Origin of the sequence: Corynebacterium stercoris (assembly GCF_024160105.1) — a bacterium.
Lineage (GTDB): Bacteria > Actinomycetota > Actinomycetes > Mycobacteriales > Mycobacteriaceae > Corynebacterium > Corynebacterium stercoris.
This window is the reverse complement of record NZ_JAMFTQ010000010.1, coordinates 44,032-68,739: the sequence shown is the minus strand read 5'-3', so window position 1 is coordinate 68,739 and position 24,708 is coordinate 44,032. Positions and strand designations below refer to the sequence as shown.

At 66.2% G+C, this 24,708-nt stretch carries 21 protein-coding genes, 6 tRNA genes and 1 other RNA gene; 18 read left to right on the top strand and 10 right to left on the bottom strand.

Annotation, left to right across the window (positions count from 1 at the left end; all coding sequences use genetic code 11):
• Window positions 1-261: 261 nt before the first annotated feature.
• Both wzt and wzm read right to left on the bottom strand, forming a co-directional pair.
• Window positions 262-1,062, bottom strand: coding sequence for a galactan export ABC transporter ATP-binding subunit Wzt/RfbE (wzt, locus tag M5J20_RS08415; RefSeq protein ID WP_253578466.1), 801 nt, complete (start codon window positions 1,060-1,062; stop codon window positions 262-264).
• Window positions 1,063-1,074: 12 nt separating this feature from the next.
• Window positions 1,075-1,923, bottom strand: coding sequence for a galactan export ABC transporter permease subunit Wzm/RfbD (wzm, locus tag M5J20_RS08410; RefSeq protein ID WP_253578470.1), 849 nt, complete (start codon window positions 1,921-1,923; stop codon window positions 1,075-1,077).
• A gap of 148 nt (window positions 1,924-2,071) precedes the next feature.
• Between wzm and M5J20_RS08405 the strand changes: the two genes are divergently transcribed.
• On the top strand, window positions 2,072-3,331 hold the full coding sequence (locus tag M5J20_RS08405; RefSeq protein ID WP_253578464.1) for an aminotransferase class V-fold PLP-dependent enzyme: 1,260 nt from the start codon (window positions 2,072-2,074) through the stop codon (window positions 3,329-3,331).
• Here the strand turns inward: M5J20_RS08405 and M5J20_RS08400 are convergent.
• Window positions 3,328-4,311: an NAD(P)H-quinone oxidoreductase gene (locus M5J20_RS08400; RefSeq protein WP_253578462.1), complete on the bottom strand. Its 984-nt coding sequence runs from the start codon at window positions 4,309-4,311 to the stop codon at window positions 3,328-3,330. The genes M5J20_RS08405 and M5J20_RS08400 overlap by 4 nt on opposite strands.
• Window positions 4,312-4,350: 39 nt before the next feature.
• On the opposite strand from M5J20_RS08400, the gene M5J20_RS08395 reads away from it, so the two are divergent.
• Window positions 4,351-4,438, top strand: a tRNA-Ser gene (locus M5J20_RS08395).
• A 45-nt stretch (window positions 4,439-4,483) separates the two neighbouring features.
• On the opposite strand, the gene M5J20_RS08390 is transcribed toward M5J20_RS08395, so the two are convergent.
• Window positions 4,484-4,999, bottom strand: coding sequence for a DUF4433 domain-containing protein (locus M5J20_RS08390; protein WP_253578460.1), 516 nt, complete (start codon window positions 4,997-4,999; stop codon window positions 4,484-4,486).
• 98 nt (window positions 5,000-5,097) lie between these two features.
• Between M5J20_RS08390 and M5J20_RS08385 the strand changes: the two genes are divergently transcribed.
• Window positions 5,098-5,188: transfer RNA gene (locus M5J20_RS08385), tRNA-Ser, on the top strand.
• Window position 5,189: 1 nt separating this feature from the next.
• Window positions 5,190-5,265 (top strand) — tRNA-Arg (locus M5J20_RS08380).
• A gap of 103 nt (window positions 5,266-5,368) precedes the next feature.
• Here the strand turns inward: M5J20_RS08380 and M5J20_RS08375 are convergent.
• Window positions 5,369-7,054 (bottom strand): hypothetical protein, encoded by a 1,686-nt coding sequence (locus M5J20_RS08375; RefSeq protein ID WP_253578458.1) that lies wholly within the window; start codon window positions 7,052-7,054, stop codon window positions 5,369-5,371.
• A 262-nt stretch (window positions 7,055-7,316) separates the two neighbouring features.
• Here M5J20_RS08375 and M5J20_RS08370 point away from each other — a divergent pair.
• From M5J20_RS08370 to M5J20_RS08360, 3 genes are all read left to right on the top strand, one after another.
• Window positions 7,317-7,392 (top strand) — tRNA-Arg (locus M5J20_RS08370).
• Between the two features lie 93 nt (window positions 7,393-7,485).
• Window positions 7,486-8,847, top strand: coding sequence for a magnesium transporter (gene mgtE / locus M5J20_RS08365; RefSeq protein ID WP_253578456.1), 1,362 nt, complete (start codon window positions 7,486-7,488; stop codon window positions 8,845-8,847).
• A gap of 116 nt (window positions 8,848-8,963) precedes the next feature.
• Window positions 8,964-11,387 (top strand): hypothetical protein, encoded by a 2,424-nt coding sequence (locus tag M5J20_RS08360; RefSeq protein ID WP_253578454.1) that lies wholly within the window; start codon window positions 8,964-8,966, stop codon window positions 11,385-11,387.
• Between the two features lie 6 nt (window positions 11,388-11,393).
• Here the strand turns inward: M5J20_RS08360 and M5J20_RS08355 are convergent, their stop codons facing one another.
• Complete coding sequence (locus M5J20_RS08355; RefSeq protein WP_253578452.1) at window positions 11,394-12,413, bottom strand: prephenate dehydrogenase; 1,020 nt, start codon at window positions 12,411-12,413, stop codon at window positions 11,394-11,396.
• Between the two features lie 61 nt (window positions 12,414-12,474).
• Here M5J20_RS08355 and M5J20_RS08350 point away from each other — a divergent pair, with 61 nt between their 5' ends.
• The 8 genes from M5J20_RS08350 to M5J20_RS08315 all read left to right on the top strand — a co-directional run bounded on the left by M5J20_RS08350 (window position 12,475) and on the right by M5J20_RS08315 (window position 19,584).
• A complete protein-coding gene (locus M5J20_RS08350; RefSeq protein WP_253578450.1) occupies window positions 12,475-12,957 on the top strand; it encodes a tRNA adenosine deaminase-associated protein in 483 nt (160 codons plus the stop codon).
• A 51-nt stretch (window positions 12,958-13,008) separates the two neighbouring features.
• The gene (locus M5J20_RS08345; RefSeq protein WP_253578468.1) at window positions 13,009-13,452 is read left to right on the top strand and encodes a nucleoside deaminase; all 444 of its coding nucleotides are present in this window, start codon (window positions 13,009-13,011) and stop codon (window positions 13,450-13,452) included.
• Window positions 13,453-13,529: 77 nt separating this feature from the next.
• A complete protein-coding gene (locus M5J20_RS08340) occupies window positions 13,530-13,790 on the top strand; it encodes a CsbD family protein (protein ID WP_253578448.1) in 261 nt (86 codons plus the stop codon).
• An 87-nt stretch (window positions 13,791-13,877) separates the two neighbouring features.
• Window positions 13,878-13,965: transfer RNA gene (locus M5J20_RS08335), tRNA-Ser, on the top strand.
• 88 nt (window positions 13,966-14,053) lie between these two features.
• Window positions 14,054-16,465, top strand: a complete 2,412-nt coding sequence (locus M5J20_RS08330; RefSeq protein ID WP_253578446.1) for an MMPL family transporter — start codon at window positions 14,054-14,056, stop codon at window positions 16,463-16,465.
• Window positions 16,462-17,730 (top strand): tRNA guanosine(34) transglycosylase Tgt, encoded by a 1,269-nt coding sequence (gene tgt / locus M5J20_RS08325; RefSeq protein ID WP_253578444.1) that lies wholly within the window; start codon window positions 16,462-16,464, stop codon window positions 17,728-17,730. The genes M5J20_RS08330 and tgt overlap by 4 nt, the downstream gene beginning before the upstream one ends.
• Window positions 17,723-18,712, top strand: coding sequence for a tRNA glutamyl-Q(34) synthetase GluQRS (gene gluQRS / locus M5J20_RS08320; RefSeq protein ID WP_253578442.1), 990 nt, complete (start codon window positions 17,723-17,725; stop codon window positions 18,710-18,712). The genes tgt and gluQRS overlap by 8 nt, the downstream gene beginning before the upstream one ends.
• Before the next feature lie 116 nt (window positions 18,713-18,828).
• Window positions 18,829-19,584 (top strand): NYN domain-containing protein, encoded by a 756-nt coding sequence (locus M5J20_RS08315; protein ID WP_253578440.1) that lies wholly within the window; start codon window positions 18,829-18,831, stop codon window positions 19,582-19,584.
• A gap of 100 nt (window positions 19,585-19,684) precedes the next feature.
• On the opposite strand, the gene M5J20_RS08310 is transcribed toward M5J20_RS08315, so the two are convergent.
• The 4 genes from M5J20_RS08310 to M5J20_RS08295 all read right to left on the bottom strand — a co-directional run bounded on the left by M5J20_RS08310 (window position 19,685) and on the right by M5J20_RS08295 (window position 22,617).
• Complete coding sequence (locus M5J20_RS08310) at window positions 19,685-21,385, bottom strand: alkaline phosphatase D family protein (protein ID WP_256478208.1); 1,701 nt, start codon at window positions 21,383-21,385, stop codon at window positions 19,685-19,687.
• A 127-nt stretch (window positions 21,386-21,512) separates the two neighbouring features.
• Window positions 21,513-21,785, bottom strand: a complete 273-nt coding sequence (locus M5J20_RS08305; RefSeq protein WP_253578436.1) for a Panacea domain-containing protein — start codon at window positions 21,783-21,785, stop codon at window positions 21,513-21,515.
• 111 nt (window positions 21,786-21,896) lie between these two features.
• Entirely contained in the window at window positions 21,897-22,388 is a 492-nt protein-coding gene (locus tag M5J20_RS08300) for a ferritin (protein WP_253578434.1), read from the bottom strand.
• Between the two features lie 143 nt (window positions 22,389-22,531).
• A tRNA-Ser gene (locus M5J20_RS08295) sits at window positions 22,532-22,617 on the bottom strand.
• Between the two features lie 139 nt (window positions 22,618-22,756).
• Between M5J20_RS08295 and ffs the strand changes: the two genes are divergently transcribed.
• From ffs to M5J20_RS08280, 3 genes are all read left to right on the top strand, one after another.
• Window positions 22,757-22,855, top strand: an RNA gene (gene ffs / locus M5J20_RS08290) — signal recognition particle sRNA small type.
• 51 nt (window positions 22,856-22,906) lie between these two features.
• Window positions 22,907-24,184: an aspartate aminotransferase type Ic gene (locus tag M5J20_RS08285; protein WP_253578432.1), complete on the top strand. Its 1,278-nt coding sequence runs from the start codon at window positions 22,907-22,909 to the stop codon at window positions 24,182-24,184.
• Window positions 24,181-24,702 carry a hypothetical protein gene (locus tag M5J20_RS08280; protein WP_253578430.1) on the top strand — a complete coding sequence of 174 codons (522 nt, stop codon included), beginning with the start codon at window positions 24,181-24,183 and terminating at the stop codon, window positions 24,700-24,702. Before M5J20_RS08285 ends, M5J20_RS08280 begins: the two co-directional genes overlap by 4 nt.
• The last annotated feature ends 6 nt before the right edge of the window (window positions 24,703-24,708 follow it).

The window sequence follows — 24,708 nt, the reverse complement described above, 5'->3', positions numbered from 1 at the left end:
GTACCTGCTGCGGCTCTAGACCCTTGCCGTAAAGCTCGACGGCACGCTCACGAACCGCCAACGGGTAATTCATCTGGAACTCCTCACCGATGGCCGAGGGTTCACAGGAAAGCTTCAGTCCCTGGGAGGCCATTCTGCAAAAGTAGGGTAAACGGGTGCAGCATTCGGCCAGGCCGGCTAGGCCGGCGAGGCCGGCGAGGCCGGCGAGGCCGGCTGGTCCGGCTGACCCTGCCGCCTCGCTAGGACAGCCCGGCAAGTACGTCACCCCGTCTTGCCCGGCCCGTGGAAGCGATCCACCAGCTCGGTCACGTACTGCCCGGCCTCGGGGCCCTCGTAGGCCTCCACGACGTCGGCGACCAGCCCGGCCTGGCGGATCTCACCCTTGTCCACCCACAGTGCGGTGTTGCAGAGCTGGGCGAGGAAATCGTTGGAGTGGGACGCGAAGACGAGGATGCCGGAACGCTCAACCATCTCGGCGAGGCGCACGCGGGCCTTGTTCATGAATGCGGCGTCGACGGCGCCGATACCCTCATCGAGCAGCAGAATCTCGGGCTCGATGGAGGTAACCACGCCGAGGGCGAGGCGCACGCGCATGCCGGTGGAGTAGGTGCGCAGCGGCATGTTGAGGTAGTCGCCGAGCTCGGAGAAGTCGGCGATCTCGTCGATCTTCGCCTTCATTTGCTTGCGGGTCTGGCCGAGGAAGAGGCCGCGGATGATGATGTTCTCGTAGCCGGAGATCTCCGGGTCCATGCCCACGCCGAGGTCGAAGACGGGTGCGACGCGGCCGCGCACCTCAGCGGAACCGCGGGTGGGTTCGTAGATGCCGCTCAAAAGCCGCAGCAGGGTGGACTTGCCGGCGCCGTTGTGGCCGACGAGCCCGACGCGGTCGCCCTCGCGCAGGTGCAGGTTGATATCGCGGAGCGCTTCCACGACCACGGTGTTCGACGCGTTTTTGCCGATGCGACCGCCCGCCGTAGCCATCATGGCCTTCTTCAGGGAGCGCGACTTCGCGTCGAAGATGGGGAAGTCGACGCAGGCGTTATAGGTATCGATGGAAACCAAAAGGACTCTCCCTTACACCCAGTACGGCACGCGGAAGCGCATCTGCTTCATGGCGAACAGCGTGATCACCAGGCCGACTGCGGTGCAGCCGAGCACGATCCACCAGTGGTAACCAGCGAGCGGCTTGTCAATGAGCGGCGCGCGGACGATCTCGAGGTAGTGGTACAACGGGTTGATCTCGGCGAGCAGCGCGCGTTGCGCCACCTCGCCGCCTTGCTGCTTCAGCGTCTCGGTGGTCCAGACGATAGGCGTGACGTAGAACAGCAGCTGCACGAGCGCCTCAAGCAGCGGCGCAACGTCGCGGAATCGCGTCGCGATGATGCCGAAAAGCATGGTCACCCACACACCGTTGAGCACGAGCAGCAGCAGCGCCGGCACCGCCAGGAGCGTGTGCCACGTCAGCGGGATGCGGAAAATGATGACCAGCAAAAGCCAGATCACCATGTTGTGCGCGAAGAACAGCAGCTGCCGCCACACCAGGCGGTACACGTGCACGCTCAGCGCCGAGGGCAGCTGCTTAATCAGCCCCTCGTTCTCAATGAACACGTTCGCGCCGTCTTTGATGCACCCGGAAATGAAGCCCCACACGATGAAGCCGACGGTGACGTGCGGCAGGAATTTCGCCACGTCGATCTGGAACAGCATCGAATACAGCAGGCCGAGCGCGAGCGACATCACGCCGGTGGCGATGGTGATCCACAGCGGCCCGAGCGTGGAGCGGCGGTAGCGCTGCTTGATGTCCTGCCAGCCGAGCTGCAGCCACAGTTCGTGCTGCCCCCACCCGCGCACGAGGTCGCTCCAGGCCATCGCCCATGTTTTGGACTTGGACGGCGGCGTGGCGTCTCCCGGCGCGCTGGTCATGCGGGCGGTGTCCGCCCGGAGCTTTGCGAGATCCTGCACGGATTTCACCCTAGCGCTCGCACCCGGCTTTTCCGGGATCGGCCCGAGCTGGCGGTATGCGCGCCCATGTGGGGGTGTGCATAATTGGGGTTCAATTGGTCCGGAAGCGGTGGAGGAGGAGCTCGCAGTGTCCTACGACGTCGCTGGTGTGCGGGGGCTGTACACCTCGCTTTCCGACGGATGGATTTACCTCAATTCGCACGACACTCCGCAGATTCCGGAGCGGGTGTCGTCGGCGGTTGCACGGTCGTTCCGCATGTCCGCGGCGGTGCCGCAGCCGGAGCCGTCGCGCGGGTCGCATGTGCGCGAGGCAGTCGGCCGCCCGGAGGGGGAGACGTTTTTCGCCGATGCCCGCGCCGCGGTCGCCGACCTGTGCGGCGTGACCCCGGGGCGCGTGGTCCTCGGCCCGAGCCTGCCGGTGCTGTACATGGCGCTGACGGCCGCGATGCGCCCGCTGTTCCGCCACAACTCCTCGATCGTGCTCAGCAACGTCGGCCGCGCGCAGTGCAACACCATGCTCACCCGCGCCGACGCGGATGTGCGCTGGGCGCAGCCGGACCTCGCTACCGGCGAGCTGCCGGCGTGGCAGTACGAGAAGCTCGTCGACGGTTCCACCCGGCTCGTCGCCATCCCCGCCGCGCACGCCGAGCTGGGCACGGTGGTTGCGGTGCGCGATATCGTCGAGCGCGTCCGCGAGCGCTCCCGGGCTTGGGTGCTTGTCGACGCTTCTTCGTTCGCCCCCTACCGTCTCATCACCTTCGATGATTGGCGGGCCGACATTGTGGCTTTGGACGTGGGCGAGCTCGGCGGCCCGCGCGTCGCGGCGCTGGTGTTCCGCGACGAGGCGATGCTGCGCCGCCTCGACAGCGACATGCTTGAGCTGCCTGTTTCTGCAGGTCTCGCAGGCGGCGTGTCCGCCACGGTGGACCACTACGCGTCACTTGCCGCGGCTGGTGCCGGTTCTGGCGGGGATGGCCGCGGCGTCGCCCCGCGCCAGTCCCGCCGCGCCCGCCTCACCGCCTCGATGGGCGAGCTCGCCGGCTACATGGAGGAGCTGCGCGAGGACCTCGAGACGTTCCTCGGCACCTTGCCGGTTGTCCACATTGTGGGCGTGACCGGCGAAGCCGCCGAGGACGCCGACACCGACCGCATCCCGCGGCTGACGTTTGGCGTGCGCGGCGTGCCGTCGGCTACCGTGCATCAGCGGCTGGTTGCTAACGGGATGGTTGCAACGGAGGCGTCGGCAAGCGAGCTGCTCCGCGACATGGGCGTGGAGGAGATGGGCGGCGCCGTGACCGTGGGCCTGGGGCCGTTCAACACCCAGGCCGACATTGTGCAGCTGACGCGCACCGTCGCCAGCCTGGCTTAGGCGTCGGCGACCTCGAGGACGATTTTGCCGGTGTTGGAGCCGGAGTCCATCTGGTCGTGGGCTTTTGCGGCGTCGGCAAGCGGGAAGGTCGCGGTGATGGTGGGTTTGACCTCGCCGGATTCGAGGAGCGGCCAGACGTGCTCGATGGTGGAGGCGACGATCTCCGCCTTCATCGGGCGCGGGCGCGCGCGGAGGGTGGTGGCGTGCAGCGACTGGCGGCGCGGCATCATGCGGCCCAGGCTGATCTCGCCCTTCGCGCCGCCTTGCAGGGCGATGACGATGATCTGGCCGTCGAGCGCCAGCGCCTTGACGTTCGGCTCGAGGTACGGCCCGCCGACGACATCGAGGATCACGTCCGCCCAGCCCTTGAGCTCGTCAGCGAAGTCCTGCTCCTTGTAGTTGATCGCGATGTCCGCGCCGAGCTCCTTGCAGTACTCGAGCTTCTCTGCGCTGCCGGCGGTGGTGGCGACTTCGCAGCCCAGCGCCTTGCACAGCTGAATCGCGAACGAGCCGATGCCGCCCGACCCGCCGTGGATGAGCACCTTCTTCGGCGAGCCGTTCGCGTGCGGCTCGTGCGCGCCCGCGAGCATGCCCAGGTTGGACCACACGGTGCAGGCCACCTCCACAACACCGGCGAGCTCGGTGAGCGTCAGGTTCGCCGGCTTCGGCATGAGCTGGCCTTCCGGCACCGCGACGCACTCCGCGTACCCGCCGCCGGCGAGCAGGCACCCCACCTCCTCGCCTTTCGCGCGGCCTGTGGTGCCCGGGTCCTCGATGATGCCCGCGCACTCGAGGCCGATAATCTCCGACTCGCCCTTCGGCGCCGGGTACTTGCCCTCCGCCTGCACGAGGTCCGCGCGGTTCACGCCGGTCGCGATAACCTTGACCAGCACCTCCCCGTCCTGCAGCTCAGGGGTGGGCACGTCCTGCAGTTCGAGGGAGCGGGGGTTGTCCTGGTCAGTTAACTGGATAGCCTTCATGCCCGCCCAGACTAGTGGAGTGTAGACTCTTCACGGCCTGGAGACGTGGCAGAGCGGCCGAATGCACCGGTCTTGAAAACCGGCGAGGGTCACACCTCCGGGGGTTCAAATCCCCCCGTCTCCGCCAAAAAAGCCCCGTTCAAGGGGCTTTTTGCTTCACGACGTTCAGTTCCTAGACCTGCTCCTCCGGGAACAGCTCCGGCATGGTGTGGAACTGGCGCTCACCGTCAAAATCGCTGGCCACGCCGCGCAGGATGTCGATCGCGCGACGGGTGGCCGGGCGGTTCTGGCCCGCCACGACCTGAATCTTCTCGATCGGGAACTGGCCGCGCACCTGCACTACCGCGGAGCTGTCGGTGCGCTGCGCGAACTTCTCGCCGAGGAGGCCCGGGACCTCATCCAGGGTTTCTACGGAGCGGACGTCGGTACCCGCGCCGGCGCGGTCGCTCAAGCGCCAGGAGCCGTCGAGCTCGCCGAGCGGAATGCCGAGCAACACGATGTTGTCGCCCGCCTGGCCCAGCGCGTAGGACTTCGGGGTGAGGTAAAACGGCACCGAGCCGCTGTCGCCCGCGAGCGGGCCAGCGGTCAGCGTGTCGAGGTCTGCGGGGAACCAGACCAGCCAGTTAGCGGTATCGGAGTGGTCGCCGCGAGCGGAAAATCCAGAGTTCAGCCAGGTGTTGAGTTTCATGGGCCCGAGTATACGGGCGAACGCGTTGCCAGCGCCGGGTCAAATTCTGGGTGCCATTTGGTCGCGGTGCTGGGGTGCTCTAGACTGATTCGAGGTCTGGAGACGTGCCAGAGTGGCCGAATGGGGCTCCCTGCTAAGGAGTTGCCCTCTTGACGAGGGCCGCAGGTTCAAATCCTGTCGTCTCCGCCACGCGCCCGTAGCTCAACGGATAGAGCATCTGACTACGGATCAGAAGGTTGGGGGTTCGAATCCCTCCGGGCGCACCAATTTCCTTTATGCCGAAAACCCCTGCATGAGCAGGGGTTTTTATTTTGCTCTGCTTTACGACGAACGCCCCCACCTGAATGGCGGGGGAAGCAATGAACGGCGTTATACCGTCGGTTCGGTTGCAACCACCTGGGTGACGGTGGCCGGAACCGTAATCGTCGCGGCCTTAGGGGAGCAGGTGACCGCAGCTGCAGCCACGATTGCCGCAAGGACAACACCCACAACGCCGCCGGCGAAACCATTGATGGCCGCCGGGGTGAGACCGAACTGAGCCACAATCTCGTCGAACGCGCCAGCCGCGATGGCTGCGGATGCATCGAGTGCCGGGAGATTCAGCGTCTGTGCAAGTGCCAGCGGAATCATCGCTGCGAGCGGAATACCGAGCGCCGCGAGAGAAGCAATGCAGCGCGGATCCTGGATGCCGCCGGTGGCCGCGCTTGAGCCTGCGGCGTCGCCACCGGTGCCATCCTTCTTCGCCCCGCGTCCGAGCAGATCGGTCGCGTTGCCGGTAATTACCACCTGGTTGTTAGAGCCATTGTCCTTAACGACGACAGCGCTCGGCTCGACCTTCGCGTTGACGGCGTTGTTGGAACCGTTGTTGTTCGCGTTACCGGTCACAACCGGGTTCGCGTTGCCGGTGACTACGACGGCGCTCGGCTGAACCACTCCGTTGCCGGAGACCACCGCGCTGTTGTTGGAACCGTTGTTGCTCGGGTTGGCGTTGCCGGTGACAACGACCGCGCTCGGCTGAACCACGCCATTGCCGGAGACGGTGTTGTTGGAACCGTTGTCCTTCACCTCGACATTCACGGTCGGGTTCGCGTTGCCGGTAATTACCGGGTTCGCGTTGCCGGTGATCTGAACGGTGTTGTTGGAGCCGTTGTTAGAACCGTTGTCGCGAATCTCGACCGTCGGGTTCGCGTTGTTGGTGATGACAACAGACGGGTTACCGTTGTTGGATCCATTGCCGGTGATATTGACGGCGCTCGGGTGCACCTCGACTCGAACCAACCCGCCGCCAGCGCCGGTAGCGCCGCCAATGATGCTGCCGATGACGCCTCCGATGCCGTCGCGAATATCGCTGCCGCTGGTCTGCGGGCCCTTTGGAGTGATCCGTACCCACCTTTGATAAGAGGAAGTGCCGTCGGTGTATTCAACCGGGATGTCTACATCTTTGTTTTCGGTGAACGTGCCGGGTGCTTTAATCACCAGGTTGCCGTTTTCGGCGGCAACATCCCAGCCCACCGCACCGACGGCATCGAAACCGGGCACCTTTCGCACCCTCACACCTGCCGGCAGCGCCGCAATTGCCTTGGAACGGCCCCCATCAAAGTCCACCACCTGGCGGTTTTCACTGGGAAGCTCGCCCTCCCAGGCCGCTTGGGGCATTGAGTCCACCACATTGACCTTCAGCGTGGTGTTGAAAGCTTGTCCACCTGCTGGCGTGACCCTTACCCCGATGTCGACGTTGCCAGTCTTGAAAGACGGTGCTGATTGTGGACGGATGAGTTTCAAGGTGCCACCATCGTTACGCACCTTCCAGTCCCAGATGGCTTTGCCCCGGACCTCAACATTGTCGCCGGCCGCGAGCTGAAGCCCTTGGACGGGAGCTTCGTTCGCATTCCAAAAGTTGCCAGTCTCGTAACGGGAAGCGAAGTCTCCCGCCTCGACTGCCTCCGCCACCGGCAAGAACCCCGCCTCCGGCACGGTCACGAGTGGCGCGGCGAGCGCGAGGGAGAGGACGCTGGCCGCGATGACAATTCGGCGCGGGCGGACGGCTTTGGCCATGGAAAGGCTCCTTCGATAGGGGCGTCGGGTGCAGACCACGACCGAAACTCGGCACGAGGGTGCGAATGAACAAATGACTAATCGGGAAATCAGGTTTTAGTCTTACATTTGCGCGGGCAAGTACCCGTTGCGACACGGCCCAACATCCCGCCGCCGCCCCCGGCAACCACCTGAGAGAACCCCGCGCCACCAGCAATTTTGGCGCTTTCAACCCGGCGGTGTAATGTAACACCTCGTTGTTCACGCAAGTGCAACACGGAAAGCGCCCGTAGCTCAACGGATAGAGCATCTGACTACGGATCAGAAGGTTGGGGGTTCGAATCCCTCCGGGCGCACCACCTGAAACCCCTGATCGACAGGGGTTTTTCGCGTTTCACGTGCCGACGTTCGGATACAATCCGCACGGGACAAACACTGGAAGAGAGGTCCACATGGCCACGATGCAGCAACGCGATGCTTTGCACGAGCTTGAGAAGGTCGTCGAGACGTGGATGCGCGGCGATGACGCGGAGCAGATCTCCGGCCTGCTCGCCGACGCCAGCCTGAGCGACATCATCCGCCTCATCGAGCGCCTCCCCGTCAAGCGCGCGGCCGTGCTCTTCCGCCTGCTGCCGCCGGAGCGCGCCGGGGTGGTCTTCGACACGCTGGACCCTCGCCACCAGGCGGACATGGTCAACGCGCTGGGCAGCGACACCGTGGGCACCTTTTTCGAGGAGATGGGCGCGGAAGACCGCGTCATGCTGCTCGACGAGCTCCCCGGCCCCGTCGCGGAGCGCCTGCTCAAGGACCTGGGCGAGAGGGACAAGGAAAACACCGACGCGGTTCTCGGCTACGAGAAGGGGACCGTCGGCCGTGTGATGAGCCCGCAGGTGCCCGAGATTTACCTCGAGATGACGGCACACGAGGTCCGGGAGATGCTGCGTCAGCACGAGAAAGAGCTTGAGACGCTCTACACCCTCCCGGTGATTGATGATGAGCGCCACCTACTCGGCATCGTGAAGCTGCGCCGCCTGTTCCTCGCGGACGGGGAGACGCGGGTTGCTGATTTGCTGGAGGAATCGCCGTCGGTAAGCGTGGGCGCAAATGCCGAGGAGACGGCGCGCTGGTTCCTGCCGCTGGGGCTGCTGGCGCTGCCGGTGGTGGATTCCGGGAACTGCCTGGTGGGCATTTTTACTTTCGACGAAGCACAGCACGTCGTGGAAAGCGAGGACACCGAGGACAGCGCCCGCCAGGGCGGTTCCGAATCCCTCAAACAGCCGTACCTGTCCACGCCGCTGACCAAGCTGGTGCGCTCGCGAATCGTGTGGCTGCTCGTGCTCGCGGTGTCGGCGATCCTGACGGTGCAGGTGCTCGACGTGTTCGAGGAGAAGATGGAGCAGGCCGTCGTGCTCTCGCTCTTCATCCCGCTGCTCACGGGCACGGGCGGCAACACCGGTAACCAGGCCGCGACCACGGTCACGCGAGCACTCGCGCTTGGCGACGTCAAGAAATCGGACATCCTCAAGGTCATGTGGCGCGAGGTCCGCGTGGGCCTGATGCTGGGCGCGGTGCTCGGCGCGCTCGGCTTCGCGCTGGCGTCCTTGGTGTACGGCATCGAGATGGGCGAGGTTATTGGCTTGACGCTGCTGTCCATTTGCACGATGTCGGCGACGGTGGGCGGCGCGATGCCGATCGTGGCCAAGACGGTGGGCGCGGATCCGGCCGTGTTCTCCAACCCGTTCATCTCCACGTTCTGCGATGCGACGGGCCTGGTGATTTACTTCCTCATCGCCTCGGCGATCCTGGGCCTGTAGCCCGCCGCGGCCAGCGCTTTCCGAGCGATTGAGAACTGCCCTCACGGCAGGTAGATTGAGATCCGGCTATCTGGGCCCGCGGTTGCCGTGCGCCCAAAATCAACTGAGAGGTAACGATGAGGATCACCCCGAAGACCCGCACTGTCGCAGGGCTGTCGCTGGCAGCTGCAGTCGCCGGCACGGTTGCTATTGCTCCTGTGCAGGCGCAGGAGGCGTCGGAAAGCAAGGCCCCGGTCGTGGACACGCCGGCGGCCTCCTCATCCCCGGCTGCCACCGCGGCGAAGGCGGACACCGGCGCCATCGTGCGCGGGATCAACGAGTTCTCCCGCACCCTGGACAAGTACACCGAGCGCACCGCGCGCCCGGGCAGCGGTTCGGCGCACGCTCGCTATTCGACGAACGGTTGGACCTACACCGCAGTTGCCTACCACCCGGTGAACAACCGCATGTACGCCATTTCGACTGGTGAGGACGGCAAGCCGGCTGGCCACCTGCTGCGCATGTTCCAGGACCGCGACGGCGTGTCCGACCTCGGCGCGCTGAGCCTCGGCGCCGATTTCCCGACCAACACCATCGCCTCCGCCGCGTTTACCTCCCGCGGCGAGCTGGTGCTGTTCTCCGGCCCGAAGTTCCGCGTCCTCGACCTGTCCAAGGACAAGATCGACGGCGAGGTCAAGGACGCCGCCGCCGTGCGCGCGCGTGCGGGTGAGCTGAAGCTTCGCGACGGCATCGGGAACGTCGGCACGCCGAGCGCTTGGGCCTCGTCGGCTGCCGACGGCAAGGCCAAGGAGCTCTACGCCGTCTCCCGCGACCCGGAGGGCGCGCCCTACCTGTGGACGCTGAACATCGAGACCGGCCGTGTCGAGATAGCCTCGCTGCAGGTCAAGCCGGGCCTGGACTTGAGCGCTATCGAGGAGCTGAACTACGCCTACACCAAGGCCGACAACACGCTGGTGTTCGCCGACGATGAGGCGCGCTCCATCGAGGTGCGCGACGGCGCCGTGGCGGCGACGTACTTCGGCGGCGAGATCGTGGACAACTACCGCGAGATTGCGTACCTGCCGAAGGGCGCCGGCTACAAGGCTGTGACCGAGTTTGCCAAGCCGGCGCCGCTGCCGGGCGAGGCCGCGGGCGCGCTGCCGGCCGGCGAGGGCATCAACGTCTACGAGACCGCCGCGCCGAGCATCCCGACCGTGATCGCCGAGCGCAGCGAGCCGACCACCTCCCCGACCCAGGCTGCTGCTGCCGAGGTCGAGCAGGGCGCGCCGCTGCCGGCCGTGGACGAGAACGCCGACCGCCCCGTGCTGTTCACCGTCGTGGACGAGAAGGGCCTCTCCCGCCAGGGCGTGGACATCGACATCGAGGGCACCGACCTCTCCGCCGTCACCGATAAGAACGGCCAGGCCAGCATCGACGTGCCGAACGTCGACGTGGTCGCCAACGTCGACGGCACCCAGTCCGTGGTGCGCGCCTCCGCGCAGACCCACCGCGTGACCCTGCTTGCCGACGGCCCCACCACCACCGTGACCACCAACGCCGCCGGCAAGATCGAGGCGCACAAGCTCGCGATCACCGTCAAGGACAAGAACGGCAACGCCGTCGAGGGCGCGACCGTGACCGGTCAGGTGGGTGACAAGTCGCTCTCCGTGGTGACCAACCGCGTCGGCCTCGTGGAGATCGACGTGCCGGAGGGCGATAAGGCCACGCTGAGCCTGAACGTGAACAAGGACGGCTTCAGCGAAGAGTTCAAGGTGTTCACCGACGTCACCGCCGCCTCCGTGCAAATGGAGCAGTACGTCGGCACCGCCACCAGCACGACCTCGACCACCACCACGACGCGCAGCACCACCGGCGCGCGCTTCCACGACGCGACGATCCGCGTCCGCGTGATCACCGAGGGCGGCGACCCGGTCCAGGACGCGCAGATTTACAGCGTGGACGGCCTGAACATCCAGACCCGCGGCGTGGATTACCGCACCGGCCTGACCAACCAGTACGGCTACGTGGACGTGTTCATCCCGGGCAACACCGGCAACGGCCAAAAGGTGCGCCTCGGCGTGCGCACCGCCCCGGCCGGCTACAAGACGGTGACCCAGCAGGTGGACCGCAACGACGACGGTGCGACGCTGACCCTGCCGAAGGGCCCGACCCCGACGTCGACCAAGTCGCAGCCGCAGGAGATCCTCGAGGTGATCAAGGAGGTGCAGCCGCTCATCGCCGCGCTCGGCGGTTCGGCCGCGATCGGCGCCGGCCTCGGCGGCTCCGGCTCGACCACGACGCGCACCACCTCCACCTCCACGACAGTGGCCGCTTCCAACCTGGCCAGCATGTCCACCGGCCGCACCACCAGCGTGCCGCAGTCGACCTCCAGCCGCGCTGTGGTTGTGGAGAGCACCCGCACCACCTCCTCCGTATCGGTTGAGGTCAGCGAGGAGCTCGCCAACACCGGTACGCCGATGCAGGCAGTGATCACGCTCGGCGTGCTCTCGATGCTGATTGGCGGCGCCTACGTGGCAATGGGCCGTCGTCGGGAAGCGTAAAAGCTCCTAGAACACCTCGACGCGGCCGCCGACGGCCTCGATCTGCTGCAGCTGCTTGACCCACCCCGGCCCGCCGGGGTGGACGCGCATCACGGGGCGGGAGGAAATCCGCACGGGCGAGACGGACTCGCGGCGCGCGCCGGAACGCGCGGCCATGCGGGTGTGCGCGCGGTGCCCGGCCTCGGCGAGGTGCTGCATGTCGGGCCGTTCGGCGCCCAGGCCATCGCGCGCCTCTTCCAGGAGCGCGATGAACTCGTCGAGCACGCCAACCAGCTGCTCCGCGTTCGTCTCGCACATGTTGCGCACCAGCGACGGCTGCGTCGCGGCGACGCGCGTCGCGCCCTTGAACGACCCCGCGGCCAGTGACTGCGCGAGGGTGCTGCCGCGGTCGCCCACGATGCTCAAGCCCTCCGCGATCACGTGCGGCAGGTGGGATACGCGCGCGACGGCTTCGTCGTGCTTCGCGGCGGATACGGGCACGGCCTCCGCGCCGACGAGCGACGCCATACGGCAGACCTGCGTAAACAGCGTCGCCCACCCCTCGGGCACGCGGTCGGCGGCCACGGCGTAGTCGTACGTGACCACCCACGCCGCGCGTTCGAAGAGCCCCTCGTGCGACGCTCCCCAGCCGGAGGACTCGGTGCCGGCCATCGGGTGCCCGCCGACGTAGCGCTCGAGCATGCCGTGCTTCTCGACGATCGCACTTACCGGCCCCTTCACCGACACCACGTCCGTAATGCCGCAGCTCGGGGCATGTTCGGCGATGGCGTCGAGGATCTCCGCGACCACGTCGAAGGGAACAGCGATGACGATCAGCGCGTGGTCCTGCTCCGCCCGCGCGAGCAACGCGGCCAGGTCGGTGACCACGTCGAAACCGTCCGCCACCGCCTGGCGCGCGCCCGCGTTCGAATGGGTGTAGCCGTACACCCGCTCGCCCTTCTTGGCCAGGTCGCGCATGAGCGAGCCGCCGATGAGGCCGTTGCCGATGATGCAGACAGGGGGCAAAACGTGTGCGGAGGCGTTCATTCGCCACAGTCTAACGCCACCCGCCGACGTTGGGCGCGGAGCCGGACTACCCTGTTGCAGCATGAGCCAGGATTTTGAGGACGGGTTTGCGGTGACCGTCGCGCGCCGCGAGGGCGGCTGGGTTGTCCGCGAGTTCAAGGACGATTTCACCAGCCTGGACACCTCGGTGGCGGCGGTGCGCGGCCTGCGCAGCGAGGGCGCCGCGTTCGCAATCCTCAACGTCGAGGAGGATTACTTGGTGGTCGTGCGCCCGGGTCCGGCGAGCATCCGCGTGCTCATCTCGGACGCGACGATGGCTGTCGACGACGATTTCGCCGCCGACATCCTCGCCGAAGCCGGCATCGACGTCCCCGACATCGACCCGGACGAGCTCGACGACGTCGACGCGTGGGCCGAGGGCGACTTCGCCATCTTCGCCGACCTCGGGCTCTCGGAGGAGCGCTTGAGCATTCTGCTTGACGACGACGCAGATCCCTACGACCTCGCCGAGACCATCGCCGCGGAGCTGGGCTTTGCCGATGAGCTGGCGGACGCCGTCGATTAGCAACTGCCCGTGACAGTGCCCAGCGAACTCGAGCGCCGCGCCGCCGAGCGCATGCGCGAGGCCATCGCGCTCGCCCGCACCACCCCCGCCGGCGACGTGCCTGTCGGTGCGATCGTCTACGCGCCGGATGGGAGTGTGGTGGGGCGTGGGGTGAATCGTCGTGAAGCGGATGCGGATCCCACCGCCCACGCCGAGGTGGAAGCGATCCGCGAGGCCGCGCGCACCCTGGGCACGTGGCGTCTCGACGGATGCGAGCTGGTGGTGACGCTGGAGCCGTGCACCATGTGCGCCGGCGCGATCCTGGGCGCGCGGGTGCGCTCGGTGGTGTTCGGCGCGTACGAGCCGAAGACAGGCGCGCTCGGCTCACTGTTCGATGCGGTGCGCGACCCGCACCACCTGCACCAAGTCGAGGTGCGCGGCGGCGTGCTGGAGGCGGAAACGGCCCAGCTCATGGGCGAGTTTTTCGCCGACGTGCGGGCGCAACCCCGTAATTGAATTGTTATGGCGGCACGGCCGTGACCGGCGCTACAGTGGGTGCTGTTAGCTATTAACTACAACAAAAGGAGATCATCATGGCACTTGAAGGCAAGGGCGACCAGCTCAAGGGCGACATCAAGGAGGGTCTCGGCGACCTGACTGGTAACAACGAGCTCAAGAACGAGGGCAAGGCTGACCAGCTCGGCGGCGAGATCAAGGAGAAGCTCTCCGAGGCTGGTGACGCTATCAAGGACAAGTTCAACGAGGTTGCCGCGAAGGTGGAGGACAAGCGCGAGGAGCACGAGGCTAAGCAGGACATCGAGGACGCTGCTGACCGCGCAGCTGACCAGATCTAGTCGCACCCTTTCACCGATCTCCCCGCACGGCGCACAGCCGGCGGGGAGATTTTGTTTGCGCACCGCACGGCGGTTACTGTAGCTAGCGGTAGCGTGTCCGAGCGGCCGAAGGTACTCGCCTCGAAAGCGAGTGTGGGTAAAACCACCGCGGGTTCAAATCCCGCCGCTACCGCCACTGGCACCGCGCGAGATGATGATTGTCTCGCGCGGTGTTCATTTTTAGGATTGATCGGGTAAGCGTCAACCGAAAGGAAGCTCCGCTCGTGCCGAAACTGCTGTTCAAGCTGGGGCGTTGGTCCTACCTGCACCCGTGGCGGGTGATTGTGGCGTGGCTTGTCATCCTTGCGGGCTGCGCTGGCGCGGCGTTTTCGCTGATGAAGCCGTTCACCTCCGAGTTTGCCATCACGGGCACCCCGGCGATCGAGGCGCTGACCACGCTGGAGGAGAATTTCCCCGGCGAGGGCGATGTGGCCAGCTCGCCGTCGGTGAATCTGGTCTTCGCGGCGCCGGAGGGCGCGCAGCTCGCGGACCCGGCGTACATGGCCGCGATGGATCAGACGGTGCGCCACATCGAGGACAACCTCGGCGCGATTGAGGGCACGCAGCGGTTCGGCAACCCGGTGCGCATCAACGCGGAGCTGCAGCGCGGCCTGGTGGAGCAGATGACGCAGATGGGCCTGCCGGAGGAGAGCGCGCGGGCCGACGCCTACAACCTCCGCATGGTCTCGGACGACGGGCGCATCGGCTTTACGACGTTCGAATTCGCCGCCGAATCCCAATTCCAAGTCACCGATGCGGACCGTCGCGTGGTCGCGGACGCGATGCAGATCGGCCGCGACGCCGGCCTGCAGGTCGAGGCCGGCGGCCCCGGCTACGGCGACCCGATCGAGATCAACACGACGTCCGAGATGATCGGCATCGGCGTTGCGTTTCTGGTGCTGCTGGTGACGTTCGGGTCCCTCGCCGCGTCGACCATGCCGATTGTTACCGCCGTGGTTGGCGTGGGTATCGGCGCGCTGGCCGTCTTGACCACCACGCACTGGGTCGAGCTGAACGACGTCACCCCGGTGCTGGCCGTGATGATCGGCTTGGCCGTGGGCATCGACTACGCCCTGTTCATCCTGTCGCGCTACCGCCAGGAGCGGCGCACGCTGCCCGGCCCGGAGGCGGCCGGCATGGCGGTGGGCACCGCCGGCTCTTCCGTCGTGTTCGCGGGTGCGACCGTGTTCGTGGCGCTGGTCGCGCTGGTGCTCGCCGGCATCGAGTTTTTGAGCTGGATGGGCATTTCCGCCGCGTTCACCGTGTTGGTGTCGGTGCTGGTGGCGCTGACGATGTTGCCGGCGCTGCTCGGCGCGTGGGGAGACCGCGCGTTCGCCGGCCGCATCCCGGGCGTGGCGGGCCACGCCGGCCCCGGCAACCGCCCGGCGAAAGACCTGGACACCCGCTCGATGGGCCGCACGTGGGTGAACGTCGTGCGCCGCTTCCCGGCCGCCGTCATGGCCGCGGTGGTGCTGGGCCTCGGCGCGATGAGCGCGCCAGTGCTGGGCCTGGAGATGGCCCTGCCGTCTGACACCACCTCCAATAAGGACACCACCCAGCGCAAAGCGGCGGACCTCATGACGGAGGGTTTCGGCCCCGGCATCAACGCGCCGCTGCTCTTGATCGTCGACGCGCACGGCGTGAACCCGGACGCCGAGATTCTCCAGCCGTACATGGCTGCCGTGCCGGATTCCGCTGGCGGGCGCGCCGAAAAGGCGGCGCTGGCGTCGTTCCTCTACGCCGTCAGCGAGGCGAACTCCGTCTCCGGCGTGCGCCACGCCCAGCTCGTGAGCGTGAACGAGGACCTCACCGCGGCCCAGATCCTGGCCACCCCGGAGGGCGGCCCGGAGGAGGAGTACACCCTCGCCGTCGCCCACGGTTTGCGCGAGAACAACCGCCAGGTGGAGGATGCCACCGGGGTGCACATCGGCCTCACGGGCCTCACCGCGGTGCAGATGGACATCACCGAGGAGCTCGCGGGCGCGATGCCGCTCTACCTCGGCATCGTCGTGGGCCTGGCGATCATCCTGCTTATGCTGGTGTTCCGCTCCATCATGGTGCCGCTGGTCGCGGGCCTGGGCTTCCTCCTCTCCGTCGGCGCGGCGTTCGGTTTCACCGTCCTGGTGTGGCAGGAGGGCCTCTTCGGCCTCGTGAACACGCCGGGGCCGATCCTGTCCTTCCTGCCGATCTTCATGATCGGCGTGACCTTCGGCCTCGCCATGGATTACCAGGTCTTCCTGGTCACCCGCATCCGCGAGCACTACCTCAAGCTGCGCCGCGCCGGCGACCCCGACGCGGAGCTGCACGCGGTGGAGGAAGCGACCATCGAGGGCTTCACGCAAGGCGCGCGCGTGGTCACGGCGGCGGCGGTGATCATGATCGCGGTGTTCATCGCCTTCATCAACCAGCCGCTGCCGTTCATTCAGATCTTCGGCTTCGCGCTCGGCGTGGCCGTGTTCTTCGACGCGTTCTTCATCCGCATGGCGCTCGTCCCCGCCACGATGTTCCTGCTCGGCCGCGCCACGTGGTGGATGCCGCGCTGGCTCGACCGCATTCTGCCCGAAATGGACGTCGAGGGCACCGGCATCGAGCACATGCTCGACGACGCCCGCCAACCCCAGGAGATTTCCGCATGACCTTCACCTTGGGCACTTCGCTTTACGACGGCGCGAACCAACCCGGCAAGCACGGCCGAACCGGCACGATTCACACGCCGCACGGGGACATCCACACGCCGGCGTTCATTCCGGTGGCCACGAAAGCGACCGTCAAAACGCTCACGCCCGAGCAGGTGCGCCAGATCGGCGCCCAGGCGATTCTGTCCAACGCCTACCACCTCTACCTGCAGCCCGGCCCGGACATTGTGGACGAGGCCGGCGGCGTCGCCGCGTTCGAGCACTGGGACGGGCCGACGTACACCGATTCCGGCGGCTTCCAGGTCATGAGCCTGGGCGTGGGCTTCCGCAAAGTGCTGGCCATGGACACCGCGGGGCTAACCGAGAGCGACATCCGCGCCGCGAACAAGGACCGCAAGGCGCGCGTGGACGATGACGGCGTGGATTTCAAGAGCGTCATCGACGGCTCCACCCACCGCTTCACGCCCGAGGTGTCGATGCAGATTCAGCACCAGCTCGGCGCCGACATCATCTTCGCCTTCGACGAACTGACCACGCTGGTGGACACCCGCGATTACCAGGAGCACTCCGTCGAGCGCACCCGCCGCTGGGCGAAGCGCTGCCTCGACGAGCACGACCGGCTGACCCGCGAACGCGCCGTCACCCACCCGGGGCGGCCCGAGCAGTCGCTGTGGGGTGTGGTGCAGGGGGCGCAGTATGAGGACTTGCGTCGGCACGCGACGCGCGGCTTGCTCGAGCTGGACCGTGCCGCGCGCGGCGAGGGGAAGCGCGGTTTCGGCGGGTTCGGCATCGGCGGCGCGCTGGAGAAGGAGAACCTGGGCGCGATTGTGGGCTGGGTGACGGATGAACTGCCCGTCGATGCGCCGCGGCACCTGCTGGGGATCTCCGAGCCCGACGACATTTTCACCGCCGTCGAAGCTGGCGCCGACACGTTCGATTGCGTCTCGCCGACCCGCCTCGGGCGCCGCGGCGGCGTGTACACCCTCGACGGCCGCATGAACCTCACCGCAGCGCGTTTCAAGCGCGACTTCACGGGCGTCGACGAAGAATTCGGCGGCTACGTGTCCGAGAATTACTCGCGCGCCTACATCCACCACCTGCTGAAAGCCAAGGAATACCTGGCCGGCACGCTGTGCACCATGCACAACCTGGAGTTCATGGTGCGGCTGGTGGACAACATCCGCGCGTCCATCGACGGCGGGTATTACGAGGCGTTCCGCGACGAATTCCTCGGCCGCTACTACGCCGGAGACGGACGTGCCTAGCGCCGGCCGTTACGCGCCGTCGCCGTCGGGCGATTTGCACTTCGGTAATCTCCGGACGGCGCTGCTTGCGTGGCTGTTTGCGCGCCAGACCGGCCGCGCATTTTTCATGCGCGTGGAGGACATCGATTCGGAGCGTTCTTCGCCCGAGTCCGCCGCGCGCCAGCTCGCGGACCTCGCGGCGCTGGGCATCGAGTGGGATCCGCCGGTGCTCTACCAGTCCGATCGCCACGCCGCCTACGAGGCCGCGCTCGCCCAGCTGCCCACCTACGAGTGCTACTGCACGCGCCGCGACATCCGCGAGGCCGCCTCCGCCCCCCACGCGCGTCCCGGGCTGTACCCGGGCACCTGCCGCGACCTCTCCCCGGAGCACCGCGCTTTCCGACGCTCAGAGCTCGCCTCCCAAGGCCGCCTCCCCGCCATCCGCCTGCGTGCCGACGCCTCCGAGTGGACCATCCGCGATTTCTACCACGGCGCATACACCGGCCCCGTCGACGACGTGATTCTCCGTCGCGGCGGTCGCGTCGACCAGGCGCAGGCCGGCGATTGGGCCTACAACCTGGCGGTGGTCGTCGACGACGGTTTCCAAGGCATCGACCAAATCGTCCGCGGCGACGACCTCCTCGATTCCGCCCCCGCGCAGGCGTACCTGGCGCACCTGCTCGGCTACCCCCAGCCCGAGTACGTGCACGTGCCGCTGGTGGTCAACGCGGAGGGCAAGCGGCTGGCGAAGCGCGACGGCGCCGTGACCCTGCGGGAGATGACCGCTGCCGCAACCCGGGCCGCCAGCACCGACCCCGCAGCGACCCAAGCCGCCGCAACCCGAGCCACCAGCACCGCCCCCGCCGCGGCGGTCTTCGCGCAGCTCGCCGCCTCCGTCGGCTGCCCCCCCGCGAACACCCCCGCCGACCTGCTCGAGCAGTTCGACCCGTCCCGCCTGCCCCGAGACCCCTTCGTCTGGAGAGGTGAGTCGACTCCTGGCTAAATGTGTTGCATTTTGCAACAGAACTTTGCTAAAGTTTCGTTACTAGGCCCAGCCGTTGACCCTCCACCTATAAGGAGTGTGCCGATGACTGGGCTTTCAGTGTTTTAATGGGGCCTATGGGCAGACATTCTTCGAACAAATTCTCCGCAGAATATCCCCGCCAGCCGATTGTCACTGCAATTTTGGTTGACGGAGGTTTTTACCGCCACCGGGCTAAGGCTCTATTCGGTGACAAGACACCAAGAGGTCGGGCGGACGAACTGTTTAACTACTGCAAAAGGCACATTCGGGAATCTCAGAGCAGCCTGTATCGAATTTTCTACTACGACTGTCCTCCGTCTTCGAAGGTCCTGTACCACCCGTTAACCCAACAACAGGTCAACCTTGGTCAATCAGCGGAGTTTCAGTGGATGACTGAGTTCTTGAAGGAGCTCGTCAAAAAGCGAAAGGTTGCCCTACGACGAGGTGAGGAACTTGAGACTCAGAATGGGTACAGTCTCAAACCGCGACCGTTGAAGAAACTGTGTCGTGGCGAAATATCTGTCCAGGACCTGAAAGCGGAAGACTTTTCTCTAGACATTACGCAAAAAGGCGTGGATATGCGTATCGGACTGGACATCGCGTCGCTCGCTGAGCGGGGTCTGGTGAACCAGATCGTGATGATTTCGGGTGATAGCGATTTTGTACCAGCTGCTAAGCATGCCAGGCGGTCAGGGATAGACTTCGTCCTGGACCCAATGTGGGCTACGGTCTCAGACAGCTTGAATGAACACGTCGATGGTGTACGTGAATGCGTCAAACGCCCGCCGAAGAACGAGGAAGATCCGCTTTTCCGCGACAACCCCGAGCCTGATGGAGAGGATGATCTCTGAGGCTCCAAAAGCTATCCGCTGATATTTCTTCTAGGGGGGCAATAGGTTGGATTTCCGCGTGCTCGGGGCCCTGAAAAACGAACGCTGTGAAGCGGGGAGCCTAGCGCACGAAGCCGGCGTCCTTGCGCCATGTCAGCGCCACTGCCGGGCGGACGGGGGAGAGCGGCTCGAGAATGTTGTCCACGCGCAGCCACTCGGCGACAACCTCGTCTGGCGTGATCGTCACCAGCGAGTACCCGTGGGTGTCCAGGGCGCAGTGGCGCAGGGTGGGGTTGGCGGCATGCATGTAGTTCACAGCGGTGGCCAACACGGGCCCGCCGGCGCGCAGGCCAAGTGAATCGGTCACGTTGGGGGCGGTGACGGAGGCGCAGACGACTTCGCAGCCGATCTCGGTGCCGTCGTGAAGCACGGAATGCGCCCACTCGGTGTGGATGTCGCCGGTGAGGAAGATCGGGGACTTGCCCAGGCGGCCCAGGGTGTTGATGAGGCGGCGGCGCTCGAAGTCGTAGCCGTCCCACTGGTCGCCGTTGAGGGGCATCTCGTCGATCGTCGGCACGTTTGCGTGCGAGCTCAGGATGTTCGAGGACAGCGCTTTCGCGAACGGACGCGTCGCCGGGTTGTGCAGCACCGCGCCGAGGCGCATCGGCGAGAACATCACGGAGTTGCCCAGCGCGTTCCAGCGTGTGCGCGAGCGCTCAAGCGTGTCGATGAGCCAGTTGTACTGCTCGGAGCCGAGCATCGTGCGCGCGTCGCCGGGCTGGCGCGACCCGCCGCGCCAAAACTCCACGTCGCGGAAGGTGCGCAGGTCCATGATGGTGAGTTCGACGAGGTCGCCGAACGTGAACGAGCGGTAGATGCGCCCCTCGCCGGACGGGTCGGCGACGCGCACCGGCATCCACTCGTAGTACGCGCGCACGGCGGCGTCGCGACGCGTGAGGTAGTCGCCTTCGTGCGGCTGGTGGTTGTCGGCGCCGTCGCGCCAGGTGTTGTTGGCAATCTCGTGGTCGTCCCACACGACGATCCACGGCATCGCGGCGTGGGCGTTCTTTAGCGCTGGGTCGGTGCGGTAGCGGCCGTAGCGCGTGCGGTAATCCTGAAGCGTCACGATCTCGTGCGCCGGCTCGTGCAGCCGCACCGGGCCGAAGCCGGCGTACTCGTAGCGCGCGTATTCGTAGATGTAGTCGCCGAGGAACACGGTGAGGTCCACGTCGCCCGCCCAGCCGCGTTCGGCCAGGTCAGCGTACGCGGAGAAGAAGCCGGATTCCCAGTTCGCGCAGCTCGCCACCGCCCACTTCTGCTTCCCGACGTTCACCCCCACCCCAGGCGCAGTCTTCGTCCTCCCCAGCGGCGACACCGTGCCCGCGTGGGGCCCTTGCGTGACGACGAAACGATAAAAATACGTCGTCGCCGCCGCGAGCCCCCGCACGTCGACGTGGATTGTGTGGTCCCGCTCCGGCGTGGACGTAGCGTGGCCCGACTGCACGACGTGCGCGAATTCCGGGTCGAGCGCGATCTCCCAGCGCACCGGGGTTGGTGCTCCGGCGTTGCTGCCGGGGAAGGAAGCGTCGTCAGGCGTGATGCGCGTCCAAATGATGACGGCGTCCGGCAGGGGGTCGCCCGACGCCACGCCGTGCACGAACGGCAGCGGCGGGAGCTCCATCTCCGCCAGGGGGGCCGTGGACGCGACCGGCTGGGAGCTCTGCGCCCACGCCTGCGTCGCGACGCCCGTTCCAACCGCCCCCGCCGCCACAGCGGAACTGCGGAGGAAGCCGCGGCGAGTGAAGGAACGAGTCACGCCCATATAGTCGGCCACCGGCGAGCGGTTCGCATCGCCAGCGGCCGAAGTTTGGGCAGGTTTCGCCCGGTGTTCAGGCGCAGTTCACCCTAGGGCAGTTCGAGATCTGCCGGCGGCTCTAGACAGAACTTGCTCACCGCTCTGCAAGCAGCTCCAAAGCACCTGACCAGCGGTCGATGTTCTTCTCGAATGTCTCAGTTTGAAGAGCAATTGGGAAGGTACCGTCGAGATCCGAGCGCGCCGGGCTTGATGCGCCTCGAGCCTCCTGCAAGGCATAGAAGCGTCGCATGTCAGCACGGGAAATGGTCTGGTTCGACTTCATACTGTCCCCCATTCCCTTCCTAGCCTTCAGCCACGGCTCCTCAGAATGCGTTTGTTCAATGAGTTGCCCTTCGCCAGTTTCCACGCGTCAACCCACCCTAGCTCGTCATAGATGAACTGGGCTACATCGAGCGATGTTGCCATGGGTGCAGCCTTTCTCAGATGGGTTGAGCGAAAAAACTGACGGAAAGCAGACCTAGAGGGTCTCGCGGGAGGCGAGGGTGGCGTCGATGCGCAGGAGGCCCGAGCCGTCCGAGCCGACGAGCTCGAGCTGGTCCACGATCTCGCCGACCGTCGCCTCCTCCTCGATCTGCTCGTTGAGGAACCAGTTGAGCAGCGCGCGGGATTCGAGGTCGCCGACCTCGTCCGCGACGCGCGTGATGTTGCGGATCTGCTCGGACACCTTCTGCTCGTGCGCGAGCGCGGCCTTGAAGGCGTCGAGCGGGTTGTGCACCTCGGGCACGTCGATCTCGATGTTCAGCGGGTGGATGTGCTGGCCGCGGTCGAGCAGGTGCTGGGCGAACTTCTGCGCGTGCTCCAGCTCCTCCTGCGCCTGGGCGACGAACCAGTTGCACAGGCCCGGGAAGGAGTGCGCGTCCATCTCGTTCGCCAGGTGGCGGTAGATGTAGGCGGCACCGTACTCGTTGGTGACCTGCTGGTTCATGAGGTCCTTGAGCTGCTCGTTCATGAGGGGGAGTTCTCCTTGTGAATTCGTGGGCGCATCTGACGGGACGCCCGGATGTTCACGGAATCGCGTGGTGTCAATTCTACGCGCTGTAGGAACGAAAAAACCGGCGCGCCCCAAGAAGAGCGCACCGGTTTCGGATTTTGCGGAGGATGTGGGATTTGAACCCACGAGGGTATTGCTACCCGCACGCGTTCCAGGCGTGTGACATAGGCCGCTAGTCGAATCCTCCAGTCAAACACTCCCGGCCCCACCGAAGCGGCACCGTTTGTATCGGAGGAATACATTAGCCGATACCGTCGTAAAGCAACAAAACGCGTGCCCACACGTGCTGCTTTTGGCCCTGCGCCGAGGCTCGGGTTACAGTGTGGGGCAGGATCCCACGCGGTGTTTATCTTGTGAACTCCCCCAGGGCGGGAACGCAGCAAGGGTCAGCGAGCTCTGGCAGGTGCGTGGGGTCCCCTTATTTTTGCCTTGCGTCGCGCTGGGGGAGTGCGCGCCCGCGGGTACGATCGTCAGGTATGGCGAACCTCAACGAACTTTCTCAGCAGGACTTTGACGCCCTGGCGCAGGACGTGCGCCAGCGCTACGAGGACCTCAAGGCGAAGAACCTCAACCTGGACCTCACGCGCGGCAAGCCGTCGAGCGAGCAGCTCGATTTTTCCAACGATCTGCTCGCGCTGCCGGGCAAGGACAACTACCGCACGAAGTCGGGCGTTGACGTGCGCAATTACGGCGGGCTCGACGGCATCGCGGACATCCGCGAGATCTGGGCGGAGGTGCTCGGGGTGCCGGTGGAGAACCTCATCGCGGGTGACTCGTCCTCGCTGAACATCATGTTCGACCTCATCTCGTTTGCGTTCGCGTTCGGCACGAACGATTCGCCGCGTCCGTGGCGCGAGGAGGAGACCGTGAAGTGGCTGTGCCCGGTGCCGGGTTATGACCGCCACTTCGCCATCACGGAGCAGTTCGGTTTCGAGATGATCACGGTGCCGATGACGGAGGACGGGCCGGATGTGGCAGCCGTCGAGAAGCTTGTGCAAGACCCGCAGGTGAAGGGCATGTGGTGCGTGCCGCTCTTCGGCAACCCCACGGGCGTGGTGTACTCGCGCGAGACCATCGAGCGCCTGGCCGGGCTCGAGGCGGCGGCGCCGGACTTCCGCATTATCTGGGACAACGCGTACGCGGTACACACGCTTACCGACGTTTTCCCCGACAACCCCAACGTCATCGACATCGCCGCGGCGCAGGGCAACCCGAACCGCTTCTGGTACATGAGCTCTACGTCGAAGATCACGCACGCGGGTTCCGGCGTGAGCTTCTTCGCGTCGAGTGTGGAGAACCTGGACTGGTACCGCTCGATTGCGAACATTCGCGGCATCGGCCCGAACAAGGAGAACCAGCTGGCCCACGCGATGCTGCTGGGCGACGCGGAGGGGGTGCGCGCGCTGATGCGCAAGCACGCAGGCTCGCTGGCGCCGAAGTTCGCGGCGGTGATCGGCATTCTGCGCGAGCGCCTCGGCGGGTACGGCGTCGCGGAGTGGACGGAGCCGCAGGGCGGCTACTTCATTTCGCTGAACGTGGTGCCGGGCACGGCGACGCGCGTGTGGGAGCTGGCGAAGGACGCCGGCATCAACCTCACCAAGGCCGGCTCGGCGTTCCCGCACGGCGTGGATCCGGAGAACACGAACATCCGCCTCGCGCCGTCGCTGCCGCCGCTCGATGAGGTGAGCGAGGCGATGGATGGTGTGGCTACGTGCGTGCTGCTGGCAGCCGTCGAGAAGCGTGAGCTCCAGTGACCGGCGACGACATTGTCTCCTGGCTCGACACCCTCTTCCCGGGGCTCACGCTGACGATGTTCGCCGGCAACCCCGTCGCCACATCCACGCACCACGGGGTACCCGTGGGCGTCACCGTCGGCTTTTCCGAGGTGGATACGGGATTGCGGCTCGCGGGCGCCGAGGAGGTGAGCGTCGGCTGCGAAATCGTGCTGCGCGCGAACGTGGACAACGTCACCTTGGCCACCACGCTGGTGAAAGCGGTGCGGCAGCTCGGCGCGCTCGGGGTGCCGCCGCAGCCGGGCGTGCTGCTGGAAGGCATCGGCGCCGGCAAGGTCCGCCACGGCTGGCTGCGCGAGCCGCGCCTGTTCGTCGAGGGCACCCCGCACGTGCGCCAGGGCGATCACCTCACGCTGCTCGTGGAGCTTGTCATGCTTACCGACGACGAATTTTCCATCGCCTCCGAACAAGGCACCGACGTGCTGGAGCGCCGCCTGCGCCGCCGCGGCGTCGATGTGGCCAACTGGCTGCGCGACTAAGCTCTA